This window comes from Nocardia sp. NPDC049220 (genome assembly GCF_040647855.1).
In the GTDB taxonomy this organism is placed as follows: Bacteria; Actinomycetota; Actinomycetes; order Mycobacteriales; family Mycobacteriaceae; genus Nocardia.
In genome coordinates this window covers 1-19,072 of the sequence record NZ_JBEZDA010000018.1, presented here as the reverse complement: position 1 = coordinate 19,072, position 19,072 = coordinate 1, and the positions used below count along the sequence as shown (strand labels likewise).

General features: G+C 67.0%; 10 protein-coding genes and 2 pseudogenes. 8 read left to right on the top strand and 4 right to left on the bottom strand.

Annotated features, from left to right (window positions below; translation table 11 throughout):
* Positions 1-98 precede the first annotated feature (98 nt).
* The gene (locus AB0C34_RS26875; RefSeq protein WP_357078602.1) at positions 99-641 is read left to right on the top strand and encodes an Rv3235 family protein; all 543 of its coding nucleotides are present in this window, start codon (positions 99-101) and stop codon (positions 639-641) included.
* 308 nt (positions 642-949) lie between these two features.
* Here AB0C34_RS26875 and AB0C34_RS26870 read toward each other — a convergent pair whose 3' ends face one another.
* A complete protein-coding gene (locus AB0C34_RS26870) occupies positions 950-1,861 on the bottom strand; it encodes a cutinase family protein (protein ID WP_357078599.1) in 912 nt (303 codons plus the stop codon).
* Positions 1,862-2,276: 415 nt separating this feature from the next.
* On the opposite strand from AB0C34_RS26870, the gene AB0C34_RS26865 reads away from it, so the two are divergent.
* Positions 2,277-3,281, top strand: coding sequence for a crotonase/enoyl-CoA hydratase family protein (locus AB0C34_RS26865; RefSeq protein WP_357078828.1), 1,005 nt, complete (start codon positions 2,277-2,279; stop codon positions 3,279-3,281).
* Between the two features lie 33 nt (positions 3,282-3,314).
* On the opposite strand, the pseudogene AB0C34_RS26860 reads toward AB0C34_RS26865, so the two are convergent.
* A pseudogene (locus AB0C34_RS26860) lies at positions 3,315-4,524 on the bottom strand (acyl-CoA dehydrogenase family protein).
* Between the two features lie 437 nt (positions 4,525-4,961).
* Between AB0C34_RS26860 and AB0C34_RS26855 the strand changes: the two are divergent.
* On the top strand, positions 4,962-6,527 hold the full coding sequence (locus AB0C34_RS26855; RefSeq protein ID WP_357078596.1) for a hypothetical protein: 1,566 nt from the start codon (positions 4,962-4,964) through the stop codon (positions 6,525-6,527).
* A 95-nt stretch (positions 6,528-6,622) separates the two neighbouring features.
* Here AB0C34_RS26855 and AB0C34_RS26850 read toward each other — a convergent pair whose 3' ends face one another.
* The gene (locus tag AB0C34_RS26850) at positions 6,623-7,444 is read right to left on the bottom strand and encodes a hypothetical protein (protein ID WP_357078593.1); all 822 of its coding nucleotides are present in this window, start codon (positions 7,442-7,444) and stop codon (positions 6,623-6,625) included.
* Positions 7,445-7,667: 223 nt separating this feature from the next.
* Between AB0C34_RS26850 and hsaA the strand changes: the two genes are divergently transcribed.
* From hsaA to AB0C34_RS26835, 3 genes are read left to right on the top strand one after another with little or no spacing between them, the layout of a single operon-like run.
* On the top strand, positions 7,668-8,804 hold the full coding sequence (hsaA, locus tag AB0C34_RS26845) for a 3-hydroxy-9,10-secoandrosta-1,3,5(10)-triene-9,17-dione monooxygenase oxygenase subunit (RefSeq protein WP_357078591.1): 1,137 nt from the start codon (positions 7,668-7,670) through the stop codon (positions 8,802-8,804).
* A gap of 45 nt (positions 8,805-8,849) precedes the next feature.
* Positions 8,850-9,983, top strand: coding sequence for a 3-oxoacyl-[acyl-carrier-protein] synthase III C-terminal domain-containing protein (locus AB0C34_RS26840; protein ID WP_357078588.1), 1,134 nt, complete (start codon positions 8,850-8,852; stop codon positions 9,981-9,983).
* 21 nt (positions 9,984-10,004) lie between these two features.
* Positions 10,005-14,927: a beta-ketoacyl synthase N-terminal-like domain-containing protein gene (locus AB0C34_RS26835; protein ID WP_357078584.1), complete on the top strand. Its 4,923-nt coding sequence runs from the start codon at positions 10,005-10,007 to the stop codon at positions 14,925-14,927.
* Positions 14,928-15,049: 122 nt separating this feature from the next.
* Here the strand turns inward: AB0C34_RS26835 and AB0C34_RS26830 are convergent, their stop codons facing one another.
* Positions 15,050-17,674 carry a hypothetical protein gene (locus tag AB0C34_RS26830; RefSeq protein WP_357078581.1) on the bottom strand — a complete coding sequence of 875 codons (2,625 nt, stop codon included), beginning with the start codon at positions 17,672-17,674 and terminating at the stop codon, positions 15,050-15,052.
* Positions 17,675-18,393: 719 nt separating this feature from the next.
* Between AB0C34_RS26830 and AB0C34_RS26825 the strand changes: the two genes are divergently transcribed.
* Both AB0C34_RS26825 and AB0C34_RS26820 read left to right on the top strand, forming a co-directional pair.
* The gene (locus AB0C34_RS26825; RefSeq protein ID WP_357078578.1) at positions 18,394-18,549 is read left to right on the top strand and encodes a hypothetical protein; all 156 of its coding nucleotides are present in this window, start codon (positions 18,394-18,396) and stop codon (positions 18,547-18,549) included.
* Positions 18,550-18,823: 274 nt separating this feature from the next.
* Positions 18,824-19,072, top strand: a pseudogene (locus AB0C34_RS26820) (hypothetical protein); the annotation flags it as partial.

Sequence of the window (19,072 nt, the reverse complement as noted above, 5' to 3'; positions counted from 1 at the left end):
ATCGCACAATCAGGTAGCCCACTACGCGTGACATCCGCTGTCGGGTCCGCAGAATTGACCGCTACAGGTCGTAGCCATCGGGGTCGAAGGGGTGTCATATGGCTGGGATACATGATTGGTTGTCGTCGGCGCCGAATCCGGAGCCGCCGTTGGACAGCCGTCGCCGCGCCGAGGCCGGGCGGGGGGCGCTCGATCCGGCGACGCCGCGCGCACTGCCGTGTCGGACCAGGGTGCACTCTTCGGGGCAGGCGAGCGCGGGGGTGCGTAACGCGATGCGCAGGGCGCATACCGGGGCTATCGCACAGGAGGACGAAACCCTGTCGGCGGCGCGCCGTTTCGCCGCGACGGTGGTGCGTGTCGTGCTGGAGGTGCTCGACCGCAGGCGGCCGGTGCCGCAATTGGCGGGGGTCGCCGACCCTACGGTGATCGCCGCGGTGCGCACTTTGATCAGCGCCGATCTCGTGCCCGGCCGCTCGCTCGGTGGCGCGGTGCCGATCCGGGTGAGCGTAATACCGGTGAACGTCAACACCGCCGAGGTCTACGCCGGGTACTCCCGCGGCGCGCGGCATTTCGCGCTGGCGGCGCGGATTACCCGTACGCGGTCCGCGGGGTGGCGCCTGACGGCGTTGCGCATCCGATGACTCGCGACCGCGTTATCAGGTCATGGCGCTCCACTGTCCGCCCCCGGCCGCCGGCCGGGGGCGGCGCGACAACGCTGATGCGGTGCGTCGGTTGCCCGTCATGTGTTGTCTTTCGCTACGGCGACTCAGCCGAGTTGGATGGGTCGGCGTGCCATGCTGAACCAGTCGTCGATGACGGTGCGCCTGGTGCGGGTCGCGCGCGACCATGTCATGACGGTTCGTCGGATACTCGCCGACGTGCTCACACCCGCGCAGCGCGCCGCCGTCACGGCGGGGTTCGCGGCTGGCCGCGTCCTGAGGATCGGGGTTCAGGCCAGCGAGCGCAGCCAGTCGCGCATCCAGGCCAGCGCTGTCTTCCCGCCACCGACGGGGTAGCTGCCGTAGCGGGTGTGCGCCTCGGAGCGGTAGAACTCGTCGAGCAGGCGAGCGCGTTCCTGATTGGCCGGGTCGGAGAGTTGGCTCTGTAGCAGCGTGATCCCGCCGCGGGACATGAGGTCACTGATGATGGCGCCCATTTCGAGTTGGTAACGCCACAGGTAGGCCGGATCCGGATGGGAGGTCTGGGCCAGGAAGCCCGCGAAGCGGGTCACGAAATCGTCCGAGGCGGTGGAGCAATAGAGGTCGCCGATCGCGCACATGGTGCGGGTCTGCGGAGTGACGAAACCGAACCCGCCGATCCGGGGCCCGCCCGCGCCCGCGCCGGGCACCGGCGGCCCGACCAGCGTGTCGGTGGGTGAGCGGCGCGGGTCGGAGATGAGGCCGACCGCAGCGATCCGGTGCGGCGGCACGACCCCGAGGCCGGTGCCGATTTCGGCGGCGAGGTCGCCGGCGGCGTCCGCGCCCTGGCTGTATCCGACCAGCGCGATCCTGGTCGCGTCGCACTGCCCGGCCATCGCGGCGATCATGCCGCGTGCACTGGCCACGGCCTCGCGCTTCGAGGCTCCGTAGACTTCGCTCTCCCACGGGAATGCCGTCGCGGCGTAGCTGACGTAGTCCACCCGGGCCGAGTCGGGTAGTCCGTCCGTGACCGCTGCGAGCATCCCGGGCCCTGGGCGCTCTCCCTCTGGGTTATCCGTGGTCTCCCAGGTACCCGGGATAGCGACTACATACAGGCTCGGGCACGAATCGGTGACGGCGGAGGCGGGCCCGCTGCCAGGCCCGATAGACGACAGCATCAGCGCCGCGATGCCGATGGCCGCCGAGATCAACTTCGATCGCATGGCGATGCTCCTGATACTCCACGCGCCGCAGGCGCTCCCCGGCAGGTGTCGGCCTACGCCGGTGCCGTGCGGAGGCCGGCCCCGTCGAAGGCGATGTTGAGACCTTTCGGTCTCAAATGCCCAGTTAGGATAACGGTGCTGTGGGACAGGGCACAATCGGGTTACGGAGTGACGCATATCACAGTTCGAATGAGTTGCTCGACGGTGGTTGCCGATGTCCAACTGCGATCAGGACGCCTATCACCTCGGCCTATTGGTCGACAATGGCCGAGTCGGCGTGCCCGCTCGGCTGTAGCTGTAGGACATCGCCGAACCGCGCAGCAGCGCGATGGCGAGATCGACCGGCCCAGGGTTGTCGGACAGACCGCGGGTACTCGGCCGCCATCGGAAAGGACAATCAGTGACCGACAGCGACATGCCGGACGACGTGGGTGCGGGCGCGTGGTACCGGAACTGGACCGACGTCCCGGACTCGCCATGGGCGGACCGTCCGCAGCCCGAAGGCAACCGCGCATACCGGACGTTGACCTACGAACGCGATGGCCGGATCGCGCGCATCACCTTCAACCGTCCGGAGCAGGGCAATGCGATCACCCCGGACACACCGCACGACTTGGCGCGTGCCGTCGAGCGCGCCGATCTCGATCCCCGGGTGCACGTCATCCTGCTGTCCGGGCGCGGCAAGGGATTTTGTGGCGGTTACGACCTGAGCATGTTCGCCGAGCAGAGTTTCGTAGTGCGCGGCGGTTCGGACGATGTGGCGGGGACGGTCGTCGATCCGGTGGTGCAGGGCCGCAACCACAATCCCGCCCAGACGTGGGACCCGATGATCGACTACGCGATGATGAGCCGATTCAACCGCGGTTTCGCGAGCCTGCTGCAGGCGAACAAGCCGACAGTGGCCAAACTGCACGGTTTCGCGGTGGCGGGCGGCAGCGACATCGCCCTGTTCGCCGATCAGATCATCTGCGCCGACGACACCAAGATCGGCTACCCGCCTACCCGGGTCTGGGGGATTCCCGCGGCAGGTATGTGGGCGCACCGCCTCGGTGACCAGCGTGCCAAACGCCTGCTGTTCACCGGTGACTGTATTACCGGAAAGCAAGCCGTCGAGTGGGGACTCGCGGTCGAGTCGTGCCCCGCCGACGAACTCGACGAGCGCACCGAGGAATTCGTCGCGCGGATCGCGCGCATGCCGGTCAACCAGTTGATGATGGCCAAGCTGGCGCTGAACTCGGCGCTGTACCAGCAGGGTATCGCCAACTCCGGCATGATCAGCACGGTGTTCGACGGCATCGCCCGACACACCAGGGAGGGCTACGCCTTCCAGACGCGGGCCGCCGCCGCCGGTTTCCGCGCGACGGTACGGGAACGCGACGAGCCGTTCGGCGATCACAAACGTGATCGATCCGGCCAGTAACACCCGCACACACCGTTCCGGCCGGCTCGGTGCTCACCGGTCGGTTCCGTATTTGCGTAGTTCTTGCCGTGCGATCATCCCGAGATGCACTTCGTCGGGTCCGTCGGCGAAGCGCAGCGACCGGACGCCCGCGAACGCCCGCGCCAGCGGGAAATCTTCGGAAAGACCCGCGCCGCCGTGCAACTGGATCGCCATGTCGATCACCTCCTGGGTCATCCTCGGCACGACCGCCTTGATCTGGGAGACCTCGCTGCGCGCGCCGTGCAGACCTTTCGTGTCCAGCAGCCAGGCGGTGTGCAGCACGAGCAGTCTGGCCTGATCGATCGCGACGCGCGCGTGCGCGATCCGCTCCCGGTTCCCGCCGAGATCGACCAGTCGTTTGCCGAAGGCGGTGCGGGACATACCGCGGCGGCAGGCCAGTTCGAGCGCGCGTTCGGCCAGCCCGATGGCCCGCATGCAGTGGTGGATGCGGCCAGGACCGAGGCGGCCCTGCGCGATCTCGAATCCCCGTCCAGGCCCGGCGATCACGGCGTCCATCGGAAGTCGAACATCGGTGAAGGTGACCTCGTCGTGGCCGTAAGGTTCGTCCAGATACCCGAAAGTGCTGAGCATGCGTTCGATCCGCACGCCGGGCGTGTCCAGCGGGACGAGCACCATGGAGTGCCGCTGGTACGGGTGGGCGTCCGGGTCGGTGAGTCCCATGAAGATGAGGAACGCGCAGTTCGGATGGCCGATGCCGGTGCTCCACCACTTACGGCCGTTGAGCACGACGTCCATGCCGTCGACGATGGCGGTCGCCGCCATATTGGTCGCGTCGGAGGAGGCCACCTCGGGTTCGGTCATGCAGAAGGCGGAGCGGATCGTGCCGTCCAGCAGCGGTGGTAACCATTCCTGTCGCTGCTGCGCGCTGCCGTAGTGCAGCAGGACTTCGGCGTTGCCGGTGTCGGGTGCGTTGCAGTTGAACACCTCCGGCGCCCAGCCGGAACTGCCTATGACTTCGGCTATCGGCGCGTAGTCGACGTTGCTCAACCCCGCTCCCAGATCCGGATCAGGGAGGAAGAGGTTCCACAGGCGGGCGGCCCGCGCTTTGTCCTTCAGCGCTTCGACCACCGGGGGGGACCGCCCATGGCGAGTCCCGCAGGAAGGCGGCGTGCTCTTGCTCGCGCGGCTCGATCTCCTCGCGCACGAATTGCCGCACCTGGTCGGTGAGACGGACGGCTCGGTCGGAATGCGTGAAGTCCATACCCCTCCTCGAGGTCCGCTGAGCATCGCTCGACGTCCGGTCGGGTTCATCGGCAGCATACTGTTGACTACCGCCTCGATGGCGGAGGTCGGATCTCGCGGTGCCGCCGCGGGGGCGGATCTCGGCGCCACCGCCGTATCCGAATGCGCTACGAGAGCGCACGCACCCCCGTGTAGGCGAAGCGCCCCCTCGAGCATCGAGCGATATATGCTCCGGCGCGCGTTGCGATCAGACCGTCTCGTCTGCCTGATCAGACGTCGATCGCACGCCCGTGAAATCACCTCGCGCCACGTGTGTCGTCCGCGGCACGCCGAATTGTTTCCGCACTCGATAAATGAATAGTTTCGCTGGCAGCGGTGCATCGACTATGAATGGGGTGTGCCGTTGCCATACGTGATCACTTGTCCGCCATCGAATCTCCCGTGCGGGGAGCGCTGATGGTCATCGAACATCCCATCGAGGACGAGGTCACACAGCTGGCGCGGCGGGTCGAGAAGGCCCGCGGACGGCTCGCCTACCAGTTCGATCCCGCGCTCACCGAGGCGCTGTCGGAGGACGAGCTGTATGCCGAACGTGAGCTCGCCGAACGGATTCGCACGCAGGAGCGCGGCCAGCGCTGGAAAGAGGCGCAGGCCGACGCCGCGGCATCCGACCGGGCCAGGCAGACCACCGAAGCGATCGAGAAGGCCGACATGCGAGATCTGTTGCTCGCCCGCAAGGCGATTGCCGCGCAGCGACGCGAATCCAGCCCGCACGCGAAACTCGCCTCGCTGTACCGGCATCGATCGTGGTCGCTGCGCGCGCTGGCCGGTGTCGTCGCGGCAGGCATGCTGTGGTCGGCGGTCAACGTCCAGCACAACATCGCGCCCGGCGGCGCGTCCGATCCGCTGTACTGGTTCAGCTATCTACTCGAAGGCATGATCAGCGTCTGCTTGATCATCATCATGATCGGCACCAACAAGGTCGCCGAGTGGGGCGTCGTCGACAACCGCCGCCAGGTCGCCAGCGCCGAAATCGCGCTGCTGACACTGACGGTCAGCCTCAACACCTACCCCTATCTGCGCGAAGGCTCGTGGTACGACGCTGCGGTGCATGCCATTGCGCCAGTGATGATCGGTGTCGCGCTGCTCATTCACGACGCCGCCAGCGCGCGCTACGGCCTCGCCATCGCCAGGGCGACCGATCAGGTCCGCGATCTGCCCGATCCGGCCGAGCAGATTCGGCTCACGCTGCCCCGGTACCGGACGCCTGGTCCCGCGGAAATGACAGCGCCGCACGACCGGCCCGACGTCGAAGAATATTCCGCGCCGCCGAGCCAGGTGACGCAGCTCGAGGTGATCGCCCAGGCCGACGTCGAGGATGCGGTGGCGGACAGCAACGGTGTGCCGGCACAGCCTGACGAGCGTCCCGTTCCGGTGGCCGTGGTGCAGGCGGAGAAGGAGCGTGCTTCGGTCGAAGCATCGCGCAAGCCGGTGCTGCCGGAGAGCATCGAAGCGCTCGACGCGCTGGACGACTTCGAGATTCGGCCCATCGTGCCTGCGAAGGTCGAGAACACCGAGCCGGTGGCGGCAAAGGTTGTGCCCGCCCCCTCGACCAACGGCAAGAAGGCCGCGGCACCCGTCGCGCGAAAGACGAAGGCTGATGACCGACCGGCGACGCGGGCGCAGACCGAAGAGCCCGCCCCGGCCAAGGTGGTTGTCCGGCGGAAGCCTCCGGTAAAGCCGCGCACCATGGTGTCCGACTCCGAAGCCCCGACCATTGCGCTGCCGGAGATCGCTGCCGTCGGTGCGACTACCCGCCCGGTCGCCGAGGCCAAGAGCGACACCGCGCCCGCCGACGCCAAGAACGGCAAGGACACCCCCAACCCGGCGGACCCCTACGACACCGGTTCGTTCCGGGTGGCCGACATCCTCGAGCAGGAACTTGCCGAACTGCAGGCCGAGCGCCGTCGCGCCCGCAGCAGCAGGCAGCGGTCCGCGTCGGCCGCGGGACGAGAGTCCTAGCGAGTCCTATTCCTTCGTAAGCGGTGCCCGTCTGCGCCAGGGCTGTCCTGGGCGCAGCCGGGCACTGTCGTTTCCTCAGCCGTCCTCAGCCGTCCTCAGCCGTCTTCGCCGAGATGAGCGGCGAGTGCGGATTTCTGCTCGCCGCCGCAGATCAGCTCCAGTCGCCGAGGCCACGGCTGCCCGGGCACGGTGCCGGGACCGGTGAAATAGAAAGTCGAGCAGCCTGCGCCGTGGCTACGATCGTGCGGGTTGAAACCACCGCCGTCCGGGACCATGTGGGCGCACTCCGCAAGATGGTGCCGCACGGCCAGATAGGTGCTCAGATCGACATCGCTGAGGGCGAAGGCGAAGTGGGTTTCTCGGTTGTGCCGCCGTTCATCGTCGCGGGCCAGCCGCGCCTGCCTGGGGAATACGCCTGATCCGCCGACCGCGGACGGGACGTCCGGAAAGAAGATCTCGAGGCGCTGCTCGCGCCCGAAGTCGTCCGAATGTCGGTATGCCTGCGCGATGTGAATTCGATAGGCGTCGGGATCGAGTCCGTAGCGACCGCAGACCCGGTGCTGGACCACGACGCTCGGCACCGTGGCGCCCAGCCGGAAGCCCGCTGCGGCAAGGTGTGTGCGCAGCGCCGCGGCGTCTGCCGGAAACAGCATCACCGCGCCATGATCGAAAACACATCGATCCCAGAGGGGATCGCGCGCGGCCTCGGTGTGATCCGAGGACAACAGCGCCGAGAGAATGGCGTGCGAAGAATTCCCGGCGATGTATTCGGCCAGCCGACTCAGGCGGGCACTGTCGGTCGGGTCGCCGCCGTCAGTGACGGCTGTCGGGTCGCCGCCGTCAGTGACGGCTGTCAGGTCACAGCCGTCAGCGACGGCGGAGGCTTCGACTCCGTCGATACCTGGTAGTTCAATCACACGTGAGCCCTCATCACGACGCAGCAATTCCCGCGCGACCGCGACGTGGGATATCTGGTGCGAAGAAATCTGCCAGGCCAATTCGACATGCACAACAGGCGGGTACTGGCCAGCTGTGGGAAGGATGCTTGGCGAGCACACTGACAGCAGCCGTGTAAGGATTCGTTTCGACCTTCCATACTGCCCGCCGTACGCCCCGATTCAGACACCATGCAGGACGGTTATGACCCATCGCAAGACGCTCGACAAGGTGCGGGATCTCGTCCCGGGCATCCGGCAGCGGGCGGAGCAGGCCGAGCGACAGCGGAGCGTGCCGGAGCAGACGATTCGCGAACTGACCGAGGCGGGCGTCTTCCGGATGTTGCAGCCCCGCCGGTTCGGCGGCGACGAGTCGTCGCCGGTGGAGTTCTTCGAGGTTGTTCGGGCCATCGCGGCAGCGTGTCCGTCGACCGGGTGGGTCGCTTCGGTCTTCGGTACGCATGCGTGGCAACTGGCTTTGTTCCAGCCCGAAGCCCAGCGCGATGTCTGGAGCGCCGACCCGGATGCCGTGATAGCGACGTCCTATGTGCCGTCGGGCGAGCTGAGACCAGTGGACGGCGGGTTCGAACTGTCCGGTCGCTGGGGGTTCTCTTCCGGTTGTGATCACGCCGGTTGGGTCATGGTGGGTGCGTTGGCGCCGGGTGTCGACGGCGCACCGGGTGACCATCTGACGTTATTGGTGCCGCGCGGCGATTTTCGGATCGACGACGTATGGCACGCGGTCGGCCTGGCCGGGACGGGCAGCCACGACCTCGTGATCGACAAGGCCTTCGTACCGGCCCACCGGATCCACGACGCCGAACGCCACAATGGCGCACTCGCAGGTGCGCAAGCCGAAACCCCTGCGCTGTATCGGCTTCCGTTCACCAGCATCTTGCCGGGCGGCGTCGCCGCACCCGTGATCGGGGCGGTACAGGGCGCCTATGGGGCGTTCGTGGAACGCATGCGCGACCGTGCCTTCGACCCGTCCATTCCGGTACAGCTGGCCCGTGCCGGCTCGGAGATCGATGCCGCGATTCTGCAGATGGACCATAACCTGTCCACGGAACTTCGCTACGCCGAAGCGGGGGAGGACATCCCGCTCGACGTGCGCTTGCGTGCCCGGCGCGATCAGGTCCGCGCTACCGAGCGTGCTGTCGAAGCGATCGAACTGCTGTTTCGGATCTCCGGTGGCCGGGCGGCGCGTACCCCCGATGTGCTGGAACGGCATTGGCGCGACGCGCATGCGGGCAGCCTGCACCTGGCGAACGCGGCCGAGCGGGCGTTGGCGAACTTCGGACGCGGGGAACTCGGCATCGCCGTGGAAGACCGGATTCTCTGAACGACCGATTCACCAGGTGCGCTCGATAGATAGAGGTAGTACAGCATGACCACCACCGTGGTGGACCCCCATCTCCTCGGGGTCGCCGCCGAACTTCCCCGTTCCGCGTATTCGACCGAGGAGTTGCTCGACGCGGGCCAGGGACATCTGTCCGACCGGCTCGAGGAGATGTTGGGCAGCCTCGGCGTCGACACGCGGTACTCGATTCTTGCCAACTATCCGGAAGTGCTCTTTCAGGGCGCCGAACCGGAACTCGACATCACCGTGGTCGATCTCGCGGTCAGAGCAGCCCGCAAATGCCTCGCCAAGGCAGATGTTCCGGTGGAGACGATAGGTCTGGTACTCGGCGTGTCCAGCAGTCCGGGACGGCTGGTGCCGAGCTTGGTGTGCGACATGTTCGCGCGCATGCCCGAACTCCCCAGAACCGCGCAGAACCTGAGCATCGAATACATGGGTTGTTCCGCGATGGCGAAGGCCATCGACACGGCCCGCTGGTATCTGACCTGCAATCCGGGAAAACGGGTCCTGGTCTGCTTCGCGGAAGCGACTACACCGCTGTCCCCGCCGCTTCCTGGTTTCTATCGACATTTCCTGGAGGTCCCCCCGGACCAGCGCCAGCAGTCGGTCGATGTGTTGCACGGCTTCCTGTTCGCCGATGCGGCCGTGGCGATGGTTCTGGGAGCCGACGGCGATGGACCGACGTTCGGTCCGGTGGCGAACCTGACGAACGATCTTCCGGAAGACGCCGAACTCGGTACCGTGCCGGACGGCGGCTCGGATATTCCGGTGGTGCAGGGACGTCGGGCTTACACCCTGAGTCCCCTCGTCACGCCACGTGGGGCTTTCTATGCCAGAGAGACCATGCAGATGGCACTGAAGGACGACTCCTGCCACCTGGCCGCGCCTGCCGACGCTTCGGTTCTGCTCGTGCACACCGGCAGCGTGCGCATTCTGAACGCGTTGTGTCAGGAATTCGGCCTCGACCCCGGTCATGACAAAGTCGTCTCGTCGTATCGGGTGTTGCGCGACTACGGCAACACGCTCGGTTGCTCGGTTCCGCTGATGCTGGCGGAGCCGGTACGACGTCCGGCCGGGCAGGGCCTGCTGGTGGCGTTCGGGCTGAGTTTCGGCTGCGGCGTGTTCACGATGACCGTCCCCGAAGGCGGATGGACTCCGTAGCAGATCAGATCGGGACTACTTATGCGTCACACACTTCCCGCGCTGTTCCGCGCCGCCGCCGAGGCCGGCGCTACGGAACCGGCGGTGTTCACCGACGGCGGGTATCGGACTTGGGGGCAATGGCGAGCGGAGGCGGACGCGCTGACTCGCGGGCTGCAGGATCTGGGCATCGGGAAGGGTGACGTCGTCGCGGTTCACCTGCCCAACTGCTGGGAGTTCCTGACTGTCCACGTCGCCGTCGCGGCCGCGGGCGCGGTGTTGCTGCCGTTGCACATGGGTCTCGGCGCGCATGAGGTGCGCTCGCTGTTGGCTCGGACACGGGCCACCACGATGGTCGTCACAGCGCAACGCCGCACCGAACTCATGTCGGAACTTCGCGCGGAATTCCTTGCCCTGGAACAGGTGCTCGTCGTCGGCGACGTGGCTGCCGCGGTGGGCACTGTGTCGCTGGTCGAAGACCTGCTACGGCGGTGGGCGGGGGCGGACCCGCTGCCGGTCGCGGTGGCACCGGACGACCCGTTCGTCCTCGTGCCGTCGTCCGGCACGACGTCGATGCGCCCGAAGATCTGTGTGCACACCCATGGCAGCCTGATGTCGAACGCGGTCACGGTTGCCGCGGACGCTGGTTCACGCAGCAGCGACGCAATTCTCAGCGGCAGTCTGTTCACGCACCTGTTCGGCCTGCTGTCGGTGCACGTCAGCGTGGTGACCCGGGGCCGCCAGACATTGCTGGGCGGTTGGGATGTGGCGGAGTTCCTCCGACTGGCTCGCCTCGGCGAGGCGACGGTGCTGTTCGCGGTGCCCGCCCAGATTCGCGACGTGGTGTCCCGGCTCGATTCCGCCGCGGACGCCGGCATCCGATTGCGGGAGATCCGGGCCAGCGGCGCGGCGGTGCCCGCCACGCTCGTCGCGGACGCCCGCCGCCTGCTCGGCGCCGAGGTGATCGTCCAATGGGGCATGTCCGAGCTGGGCGCCGGCCTGTTCACCCGGCCGGACGATCCGCCGGAAGCGGCGACCGACGGTGTCGGTCGCCCGATTTCCGGCGGTGAGGCGCGGATAGTCGCCGCGGACGGTCGCCTGTGCGGCGCCGGCGAGACCGGCGAGTTGCAGTTCCGCAGCCCCTTTCGCTGCTCCGGATATTTCGAGGACCCGGAACTCATGGCGGCCGCGCTGACCGCGGACGGGTGGTTGCGGACCGGTGACCGGGCGTGCCTGCGCGACGATGGAGCGATCGCCTTCCGCGGCCGGGACGCCGAGCTGATCAACGTCGGTGGGGTGAAATTCAGCGCGCCGGAGGTCGAGACCCTCCTCGACGACGTGCCGGGTATGGATCGCATCGCGGTCGTCGGTCGCCCGGACGATCGCCTCGGCGAGTATCCATGTCTGGTCGTCACGGTGCGCACCGGCGCCGTGGTCACCCTGGACCGGATCACCGCACACCTGACTGCCAAAGGCGTTGCGGAGCACAAGATACCGATCGAGCTGATCGTGCTCGAGCAAATGCCGTGCACCCCGACCGGAAAGATCGCGCGCAGCAGACTCGTCGCGATGCTCGACCAGGTCGGCTCGGGGCCGCGGTCGACGGTGGTGACACGGCCGCGTGCGGCGCCGGCGGCACAGCGGCTGCCGCAGCTGCTGGAGTTGGTGCGCGAACAGGCGCGCGTCGTCCTGGATGCTGCCGAGCCGATCGGGGCGGACCAAGTGTTCACCGACTACGGTCTGACCTCGCTGACCGCCGTTCGATTGCGGGCCGCGTTGGCCGAGGCGACCGGTTTGGATCTGCCCACCACCATCGCCTATGACCTGCCGACCCCGAATCTGGTCGCCCGCCATCTCAGCGATGTGATCGCCGGTAGCCCAACCCAGAACTTGCCCGATCCCGCGACACCGGTCCGGCCACGACCGGCCGACGAAGACCCGGTGGTCATCGTGGGCGTGGGCTGCCGGTTGCCGGGCGGCATCGGGTCTCCTGGCGAATTCTGGGATCTGTTGGCGGCCGGTCGCGAGACGATCGACGATTTTCCGACCGATCGTGGGTGGGATGTCGATCCGGATACCACGTACGCGCGGCGCGGCAGCTTTCTCGATGCCGCCTGGTTCGATCCCGCGTTCTTCGGGATCTCGCCGCGCGAAGCCGTCACCATGGACCCGCAACAGCGGCTGCTGTTGGAGACCACGTGGGAGGCGCTCGAGCACGCCAGGATCGACCCGACCTCGCTGCGCGACAGCGACACCGGGGTATTCGTCGGCGTGATGGCCTCCGATTACGTGCCGCGCACCTACGAGGCCGCCAAGAGCACCGACATCGGGGCCATGACCGGCAACGCCGGTAGTGTGGCGTCCGGCCGGATCTCGTATGCGCTGGGGCTGCACGGCCCCGCGCTCACCGTGGACACGGCATGTTCGTCGTCACTGGTGGCGCTGCACCTCGCGGTCCGAGCACTGCGCTACGGCGAGTGCTCGATGGCGGTGGTCGCAGGAGCGACGATCCTGTCGACGCCGACCACCTTTCTCGAGTTCGCCCGGCAGAACGGTCTCGCCGCCGACGGCAGATGCAAGCCGTTCGCGGCCGCCGCGGACGGGACCGGCTGGGGCGAAGGCGTGGGTGTCCTTGTGCTGGAGCGCTTGTCCGATGCGCGTCGGGCGGGCCGCCGCGTCCTCGGCGTGGTGCGCGGTACGGCCGTGAACTCCGACGGCACGTCGAACGGGCTGACCGCGCCGAACGGTGTTGCGCAACAGCGGCTGATCCGGCGGGCGCTGGTCGATGCCGGACTCGCGGCGTCCGAGGTGGACGTAGTCGAGGCACACGGGACCGGGACCACGCTCGGTGACCCGATCGAGGCGAACGCCATCCTGGCGACCTACGGACGCGATCGCGGCGATGCGCTGCTGCTCGGCTCGGTGAAATCGAACATCGGGCACACCCAGGCGGCCGCCGGCATCCTCGGGACGATCAAGATGCTGCTGGCCATCCAGCACGGGGTGGTGCCCCCGACGTTGCATGTGGATGAGCCCTCCCCGCACGTGAACTGGGCGGCGGAGGCGGTGCGCTTGGCCACCGACGCGACGCCGTGGCCGCAGAGCCGACGACCGCGACGTGCGGGCATCTCCGCATTCGGGATCAGCGGCACGAACGCACACGTCATCCTCGAACAGGCTCCGGCCGAAGACGAGGTCGCCGACTCCGACAATGTCGTCGATTCCGACGACGACACTGCCGTTCCCGCCGGGCGCACGCCCGTTGTGCCGCTGATCTTCTCGGGAGCTACGTCCGCGGCTCTGGCGGCGCAGGCGGGCCGGTTGGCGTCCCTGCTCGACGGCGGAGCCGAGCCGAGCGACGTCGGCTACACACTGGCGACTTCGCGGGCCGAGCTCGATTATCGGGCGGTGGTGTTCGGAGCCGACCGTGCCGACTTGGCGGCGCTCGCCGCGGAGCGGTCCGGTTACGCGGTGACCGGTCGCGCCGATCTTCGCGGCCGGACGGTATTCATGTTTCCCGGGCACGGCGCCCAGTGGGCGGGCATGGCCGCTGAGCTGCTCGACTCGTCTCCGGTCTTCGCCACGGCGATGGCCGAGTGCGCGACGGCGTTGAGCGAGTTCGTGGACTGGTCATTGTTCGAGGCGGTCGCAGACGAATCTGCTTTGCGCCGTACCGACATTGTTCAGCCGGCGCTGTTCGCGGTGACGGTCTCGCTGGCCCGAATGTGGCAGTGGCACGGTGTCATCCCCGATGCGGTCATCGGCCACTCCTTCGGCGAGATCGCCGCCGCGCACATCGCGGGAGTCCTTTCCTTGCGCGATGCCGCCCGTGTCATCGTGCGCCGTGGCGTGCTGTGCGCTGATCTCAGCGGTCGGATGCTGTCGGTCGAATCTCCCGCCGCGGAAGTCTTCGAACGAATCTCCGGACATCCCGGTGTGAGTATCGCCGTCTGTAACAGCCCGTCGACCACCGTCGTGGCGGGTGACGACGACGTCATCACCACGCTGATGGCGCAGTATCGCGATGCCGGCGTGCCCGCGCATATCGTGAAGATCAACTTCGCGTCGCATTCGGCGCACGTGGAGCCCATCCGCGATCGTCTGGTCGCAGACCTGTCCGAGCTGCGCGGGCAGCCCGCGCACATCCCCTGGTACTCCACGGTTACCGGAAGGCAGCTGGCCGGTCCCGAAGCCGACAGCGCCTATTGGTATGACAACCTGCGTCAGCCCGTGCAGTTCGCGTCGACGATCGAGACGTTGGCGGCGGCGGGTTTCAGCTACTTCATCGAGGTGGGGCCCCATCCGGTGTTGACAACCGCGGTCGGCGCGACGGTGGCGGACGCGGGTCTGGCCATCGGGACGGTACGGCGGCGGCACGGCGGCATCGATCAGTTCGCGACCTCGTTGGCCCGCGGGTACGTGCGGGGGCTGCCGGTCGAATGGGCGAGGTTCTTCGACGGTTCCCGAGCACGGCACATCGACCTGCCGACCTACCCATTCCAGCGCGGTCGGTACTGGCTCAGCCGGACGACACCGTCGAACACCACCGGCTACTCCCGACCCGACGACGAGCGGCGCCATGGCGCGCCTCAGCCGGCCGACGACGTCGGACAGCGGGTCGCGTCCGCTGATGTCGCGGCGTCGAATTCGTTTCGCACCCAGCTCACCGGCCTCGGTCCGGCCGAACAGGTGCGGCTTGTCGAGGACCTGGTCCGCGCGCGTGCCGCCGGTCTGCTCGGATACCACGACCCGCACGCGATAGCGGTGGACCACACCTTCCTCGACCTCGGGTTCGACTCGCTGACCGCGGTCGAACTGCATGACACGCTCAACAAGGTCACCGGCCTGCGGCTGCCGCCGATCACCGTCTTCGACGCCGAAACTCCCGCCGCGCTCGCCGAGCGATTGCTCGGCGAACTGCGTGCGGAGTCGGGCGCCGCCGAGCGCGAGCCGCCGCCGGTATGAGGTCGGCGGTTGCTCGACCTGTCGGGCTTCGCGGTCTGCACTCGGCTGTCTACGGCAGGCGCCGGTCAACGCTCCGGGCGAGGTGGAGTCCGACGTCGAACCGTCACCGCTAGGTTCGCGGGTCAGGAGTTTCGCTGTCGGTGTGGTCGCAGTACGGCATCTGCTCGGACCTTGTCGATGACATCCTTGGGGACGAATCCGATGATGTCCTCGCGCGAGGTGATGGTCAGTTTCTTCAGGATCGCGGCCATCTGCGCGTCGACGGTTCGGACGGAGTTTCCCCGGCGCGCCGCGATCGCGGCGTTGGTCCACCGGGCCGCCGCCAGTGTCGCGACCTCCTGCTCTGCGGTGGTCAGCTCGGTCCAGTAGGACGACGCCGCGGTGTCCTCCTGGAGGGGCGCCGTCAGTGCCGCCGTGGGTAGGGTGCCCATCGCGAGTTGTTGCACCTCGTTGCGTTCGGGTCGCAACCGGGATCCTCGGGTGTGTGCTTGTTCGAATGCCTTGGGGCCGAGTACTCGGCGGGCGACGGCGAGGGCTCGAGCGGCTTCATCGGCGAAGGGCCCCAGCGCTTCGAGGTGAATGCCGAGCTTGGCCTGTTGTGTCGCGGTCCCTCCGGCGAGCAGGGCGATTTCGGTGGCCCATGCGGTGACCATGTCGCGGTCCGGGGCGTCGGTGGCTTCCGCGTCGACGATGCACTGCGCCAAAGACCAGGTCCGAAACTGCACCGCCCAGAACAGGCCCCACGGATCACGAGCGGGCAACTGATGTTCCAGTGCCTGTCGTTCGAAAACCAAGGCTTCCGTGGGATTGCCGTGTTTGGTCAAGGTGAGCGCCCACGCCAGTTGCGCCCAGGACTTCATCCACAATGCACCCGATGCACTCGCTTCGTCGAGGTGGCGTCGGGTGACCTGATGGGCTTGTCGCGTGCTTCCGAGCGCGGCTGCTGCCAGCGCTGCCCACATGTCGGCCGTTGCGGCCGCGCCGCGGTTGTCGACCTGAAGCCACTTCTCCCTGGCTCGGCTGAGCACATCGACCGCTCGGACATCACGGCGGGCCAGCAGCAGTTCGGTGCCCCACGCGAGCTCGACGACCGCCGGCAAGCCGATATCGGTCTGGGCGGTCAGTCGCCAATCGCGTCTGCGGTCGATGTCCGGGAGACAGGCGGCCACGCAGTCCTCCAGTATCCGTTCGGCATCATCGTGCTCGCCCTGGCACAAGGCGAGCCATACGATCAACGCCATCGCCCTGATCTGGAGTTCTGTGGGTTGCGGGTCCAGCATCCGGGTGGCCTGTAAGGAGCGTTCGGTCCACCGCCGTGTCTCGCGGAATGGGCCTCTGAAAAAAGGCAACCGTAGCGCGAGCAACCCGGCACAGATTTCCAAGCCGACGGCTGCTTTACCGGGAGTTCGGATGCTGGTGTCGATGGCGGTCAGGATGTTGTCCCACGCCGTGAGGGCCCGGTGCAGCAACTCTTGCTCCGCGGGACCGAACCAATGGGCCGCGGCGTACGCGATTTGGTCGCGGTAGTACTGGCAATGTCGTATGGCCAGCCGCGTTGCCTCCTCGGCCCGGTCGGTCGAGTGCTGCTCGAGCTTCTGCCGAGCGAATATCCGAAGACTTTCCAAAAGCGAGTACCGGACCGTGGTCTCCGAGAAGTGCGCTGTCACCAGCGACCGATCGACGAGTCGACCGAGTAGAGTTTCGATCTCGTCTCGGGCCAGTCGCGCGGTCACGGCACTGGAGGGCATGGCGAGGTGATCGTCATCTCCGGGTTGCCGATCGTCGGCGCACACGCTTTCGATCGCACCCAGTTCCGCCCCGACAGTGAGCAAAGCGCAGCTGTGGGCGTCGTCGGGGTCGGGGTCGTATCCCGCGGCGAACACCGACATGCGCTCGAACAACAGGCGTTCCTTGTCGGTGCACAGGTCGTAGGACCAGGCGATCACATCACCGACCCCTCGATGTCGCGGGTCGGCTCCCACCCTGGGCCCATGCGACCACCGCATCCGTTTATCGGCGGTGTCCTCCCCGCTGAGTTCACCGAGGATCGCCGCCAACGGCTGACGCACCAGGCGTGCCGCGGCCAGTCGGATATACAGCGGATGGTTGTGCATGTGGCGGCAGATCAGGCCGGCCGTGGCGATCTGGTCGGCGCCGGACACCTGGCGGCCGGTGAGTTCGGATCGTTGCCGGAACAGTGTCAGCGCTTGCTGCCGCGACAACGGCGGCACCACGATCACATGTTCATCGACCCACCCGATCAGTTCCCTGCTGGTGGCCAGAATGCTCAACCCCGGCACCGCCTCCAGCAACCGGGCGATCACATCACCGGCGCCGACCAGGACATGCTCACAGTTGTCCATCACCAATACCGATTGCCGGAAGCGCCCCACCGCGTCTTTCTCGGTGAATGTGTCGACAAGCGCCTCCCAGACCGAACGCCCGGAGAAATCCACATCCAGCACCGACTGGGCGATCTCCGCTGCCACCGTGTCGGCATCCGAGCCAGCGGCCAGACGCGCCAGCCGAACCCAGTGCACCGACACATTCCTTGCCGATTGGTAACGGCCCACAGCATGCGCGGCCAGTCGGGTCTTCCCGATACCGCCCGTACCGACCAAGGTGATCAACCGAGCCGAACGCCCCAACAGTGATATGACGTCATCCAGCTCACCCTCGCGACCGACGAAATCGTTCGTCGCCCGCGGCGGGCGATAGGCCAGGCCACGACGCGCCACCACAAACATCAAGGATAGTCGGCGCGAGAGGCCGCAATATAGATTTCTCGGCTCTGGCCCACACGCCTGTAGTGGGAAACCTCCTGCTCTGGTCCGTGTGAAAATAGATCACCTGCTACGACACGTATCGATGAGGAGGGCCGGCATGGCCGACCACCCGGTTGTCGCCGCGATAACGAATGCCGCGCCGCGTCTCCAGGAGATCCCACGCGAACTCGGGGCCATCGGGCAGGTTCCTGACCAGCGACCGAGGTCTGGCGGTGGCGTGGGAGAACGTCGCGGCGGCCGCGATGGAAAACGATCACCTCTCTGGTGAATCGTTCAGGCATCTGGGCAGGATCTCGGTGTGAGCGATCAAGACACGGGCAACCTGGAGGACAACGCCGAGTCGCCGGATGCGGGCGCCGCGCGGGTGTGGGCGGTGTTGGCGGAGAACGAGTTCCCGGACTTCCCGCAGACGCAAACGCGCTGGTCGGTTATCTCCGCCGCGTTCACCGCCGCCGCATCTGATTGGGGCCCAAGGATATTGCCGTCGACAGGCCGGTTCGAAAGCTCCTTGCGCGGTGGATCCACGCTGTACGAGCTGGTCGACAGGCGCGACGGTGCTGCTCGGCGGATTCGGGAGTCGTCGAACCCGTGCGCCGCCTACGGCGATGGCGTCGAGACGGCGAAATTCATTGCTGGAGTGCTGGATCGGGTTGGACGGCGACCGGTCCAGCTGCGAGCTGATGGAATATGTGCAGGTGCCGCGCAGCGAGATCGCGTTCGGCCGGGCCATCTTCTACATCGGAGACCACGGCGTGCTGGAACCGCCGTCCTCCTGGACCGCGTTCGTGGAAGATTTCGAGCAGCGATACCAGGAACGGCAGGGCGTTCGGGTATGAGCAGGGTTGTCTACGAGGACCGAATGAATAGAGGACGGCGTGGCTGAGAACAGGTTGAAGGTTGAACCCATGACTCGGAGGCGGATCCGTTGATGACGCGGCCGGTTTGTGGGACGCATGAGACGGGCGCGCATTTTCGTATGGATTACGCGGCGCACAGTGACGCTATTCGTAATTTTAGTGCTCATTATGTGGAGCTCTCCAGCGCGCGGGCGCGCTTGCGGAAGTGAGCGGGCCAGGCGTGAACGATAAGGAGATGTCGGCGGCTCCGTTGATGGATCTGATCGATTCCGTCCAGGCCGGAATGAAGTCGATCGAGAATATGCAGCGGCAGTCGGTCCTACTCACCTCGACCGGATTGGCGGCGAATGAGCGTGTCATGTCGATCAATGCCGAAGGTGCGGTCATCGAAACCCGTTTTACCGATCCGCCGGAACGGCTCGCCGCCGAGTCGGAGGCGATGGTTTTTGCCGATACTGAGCAGCCCGACCGTGATGTGTCGCAGTCCGGGGTGACTGATTCG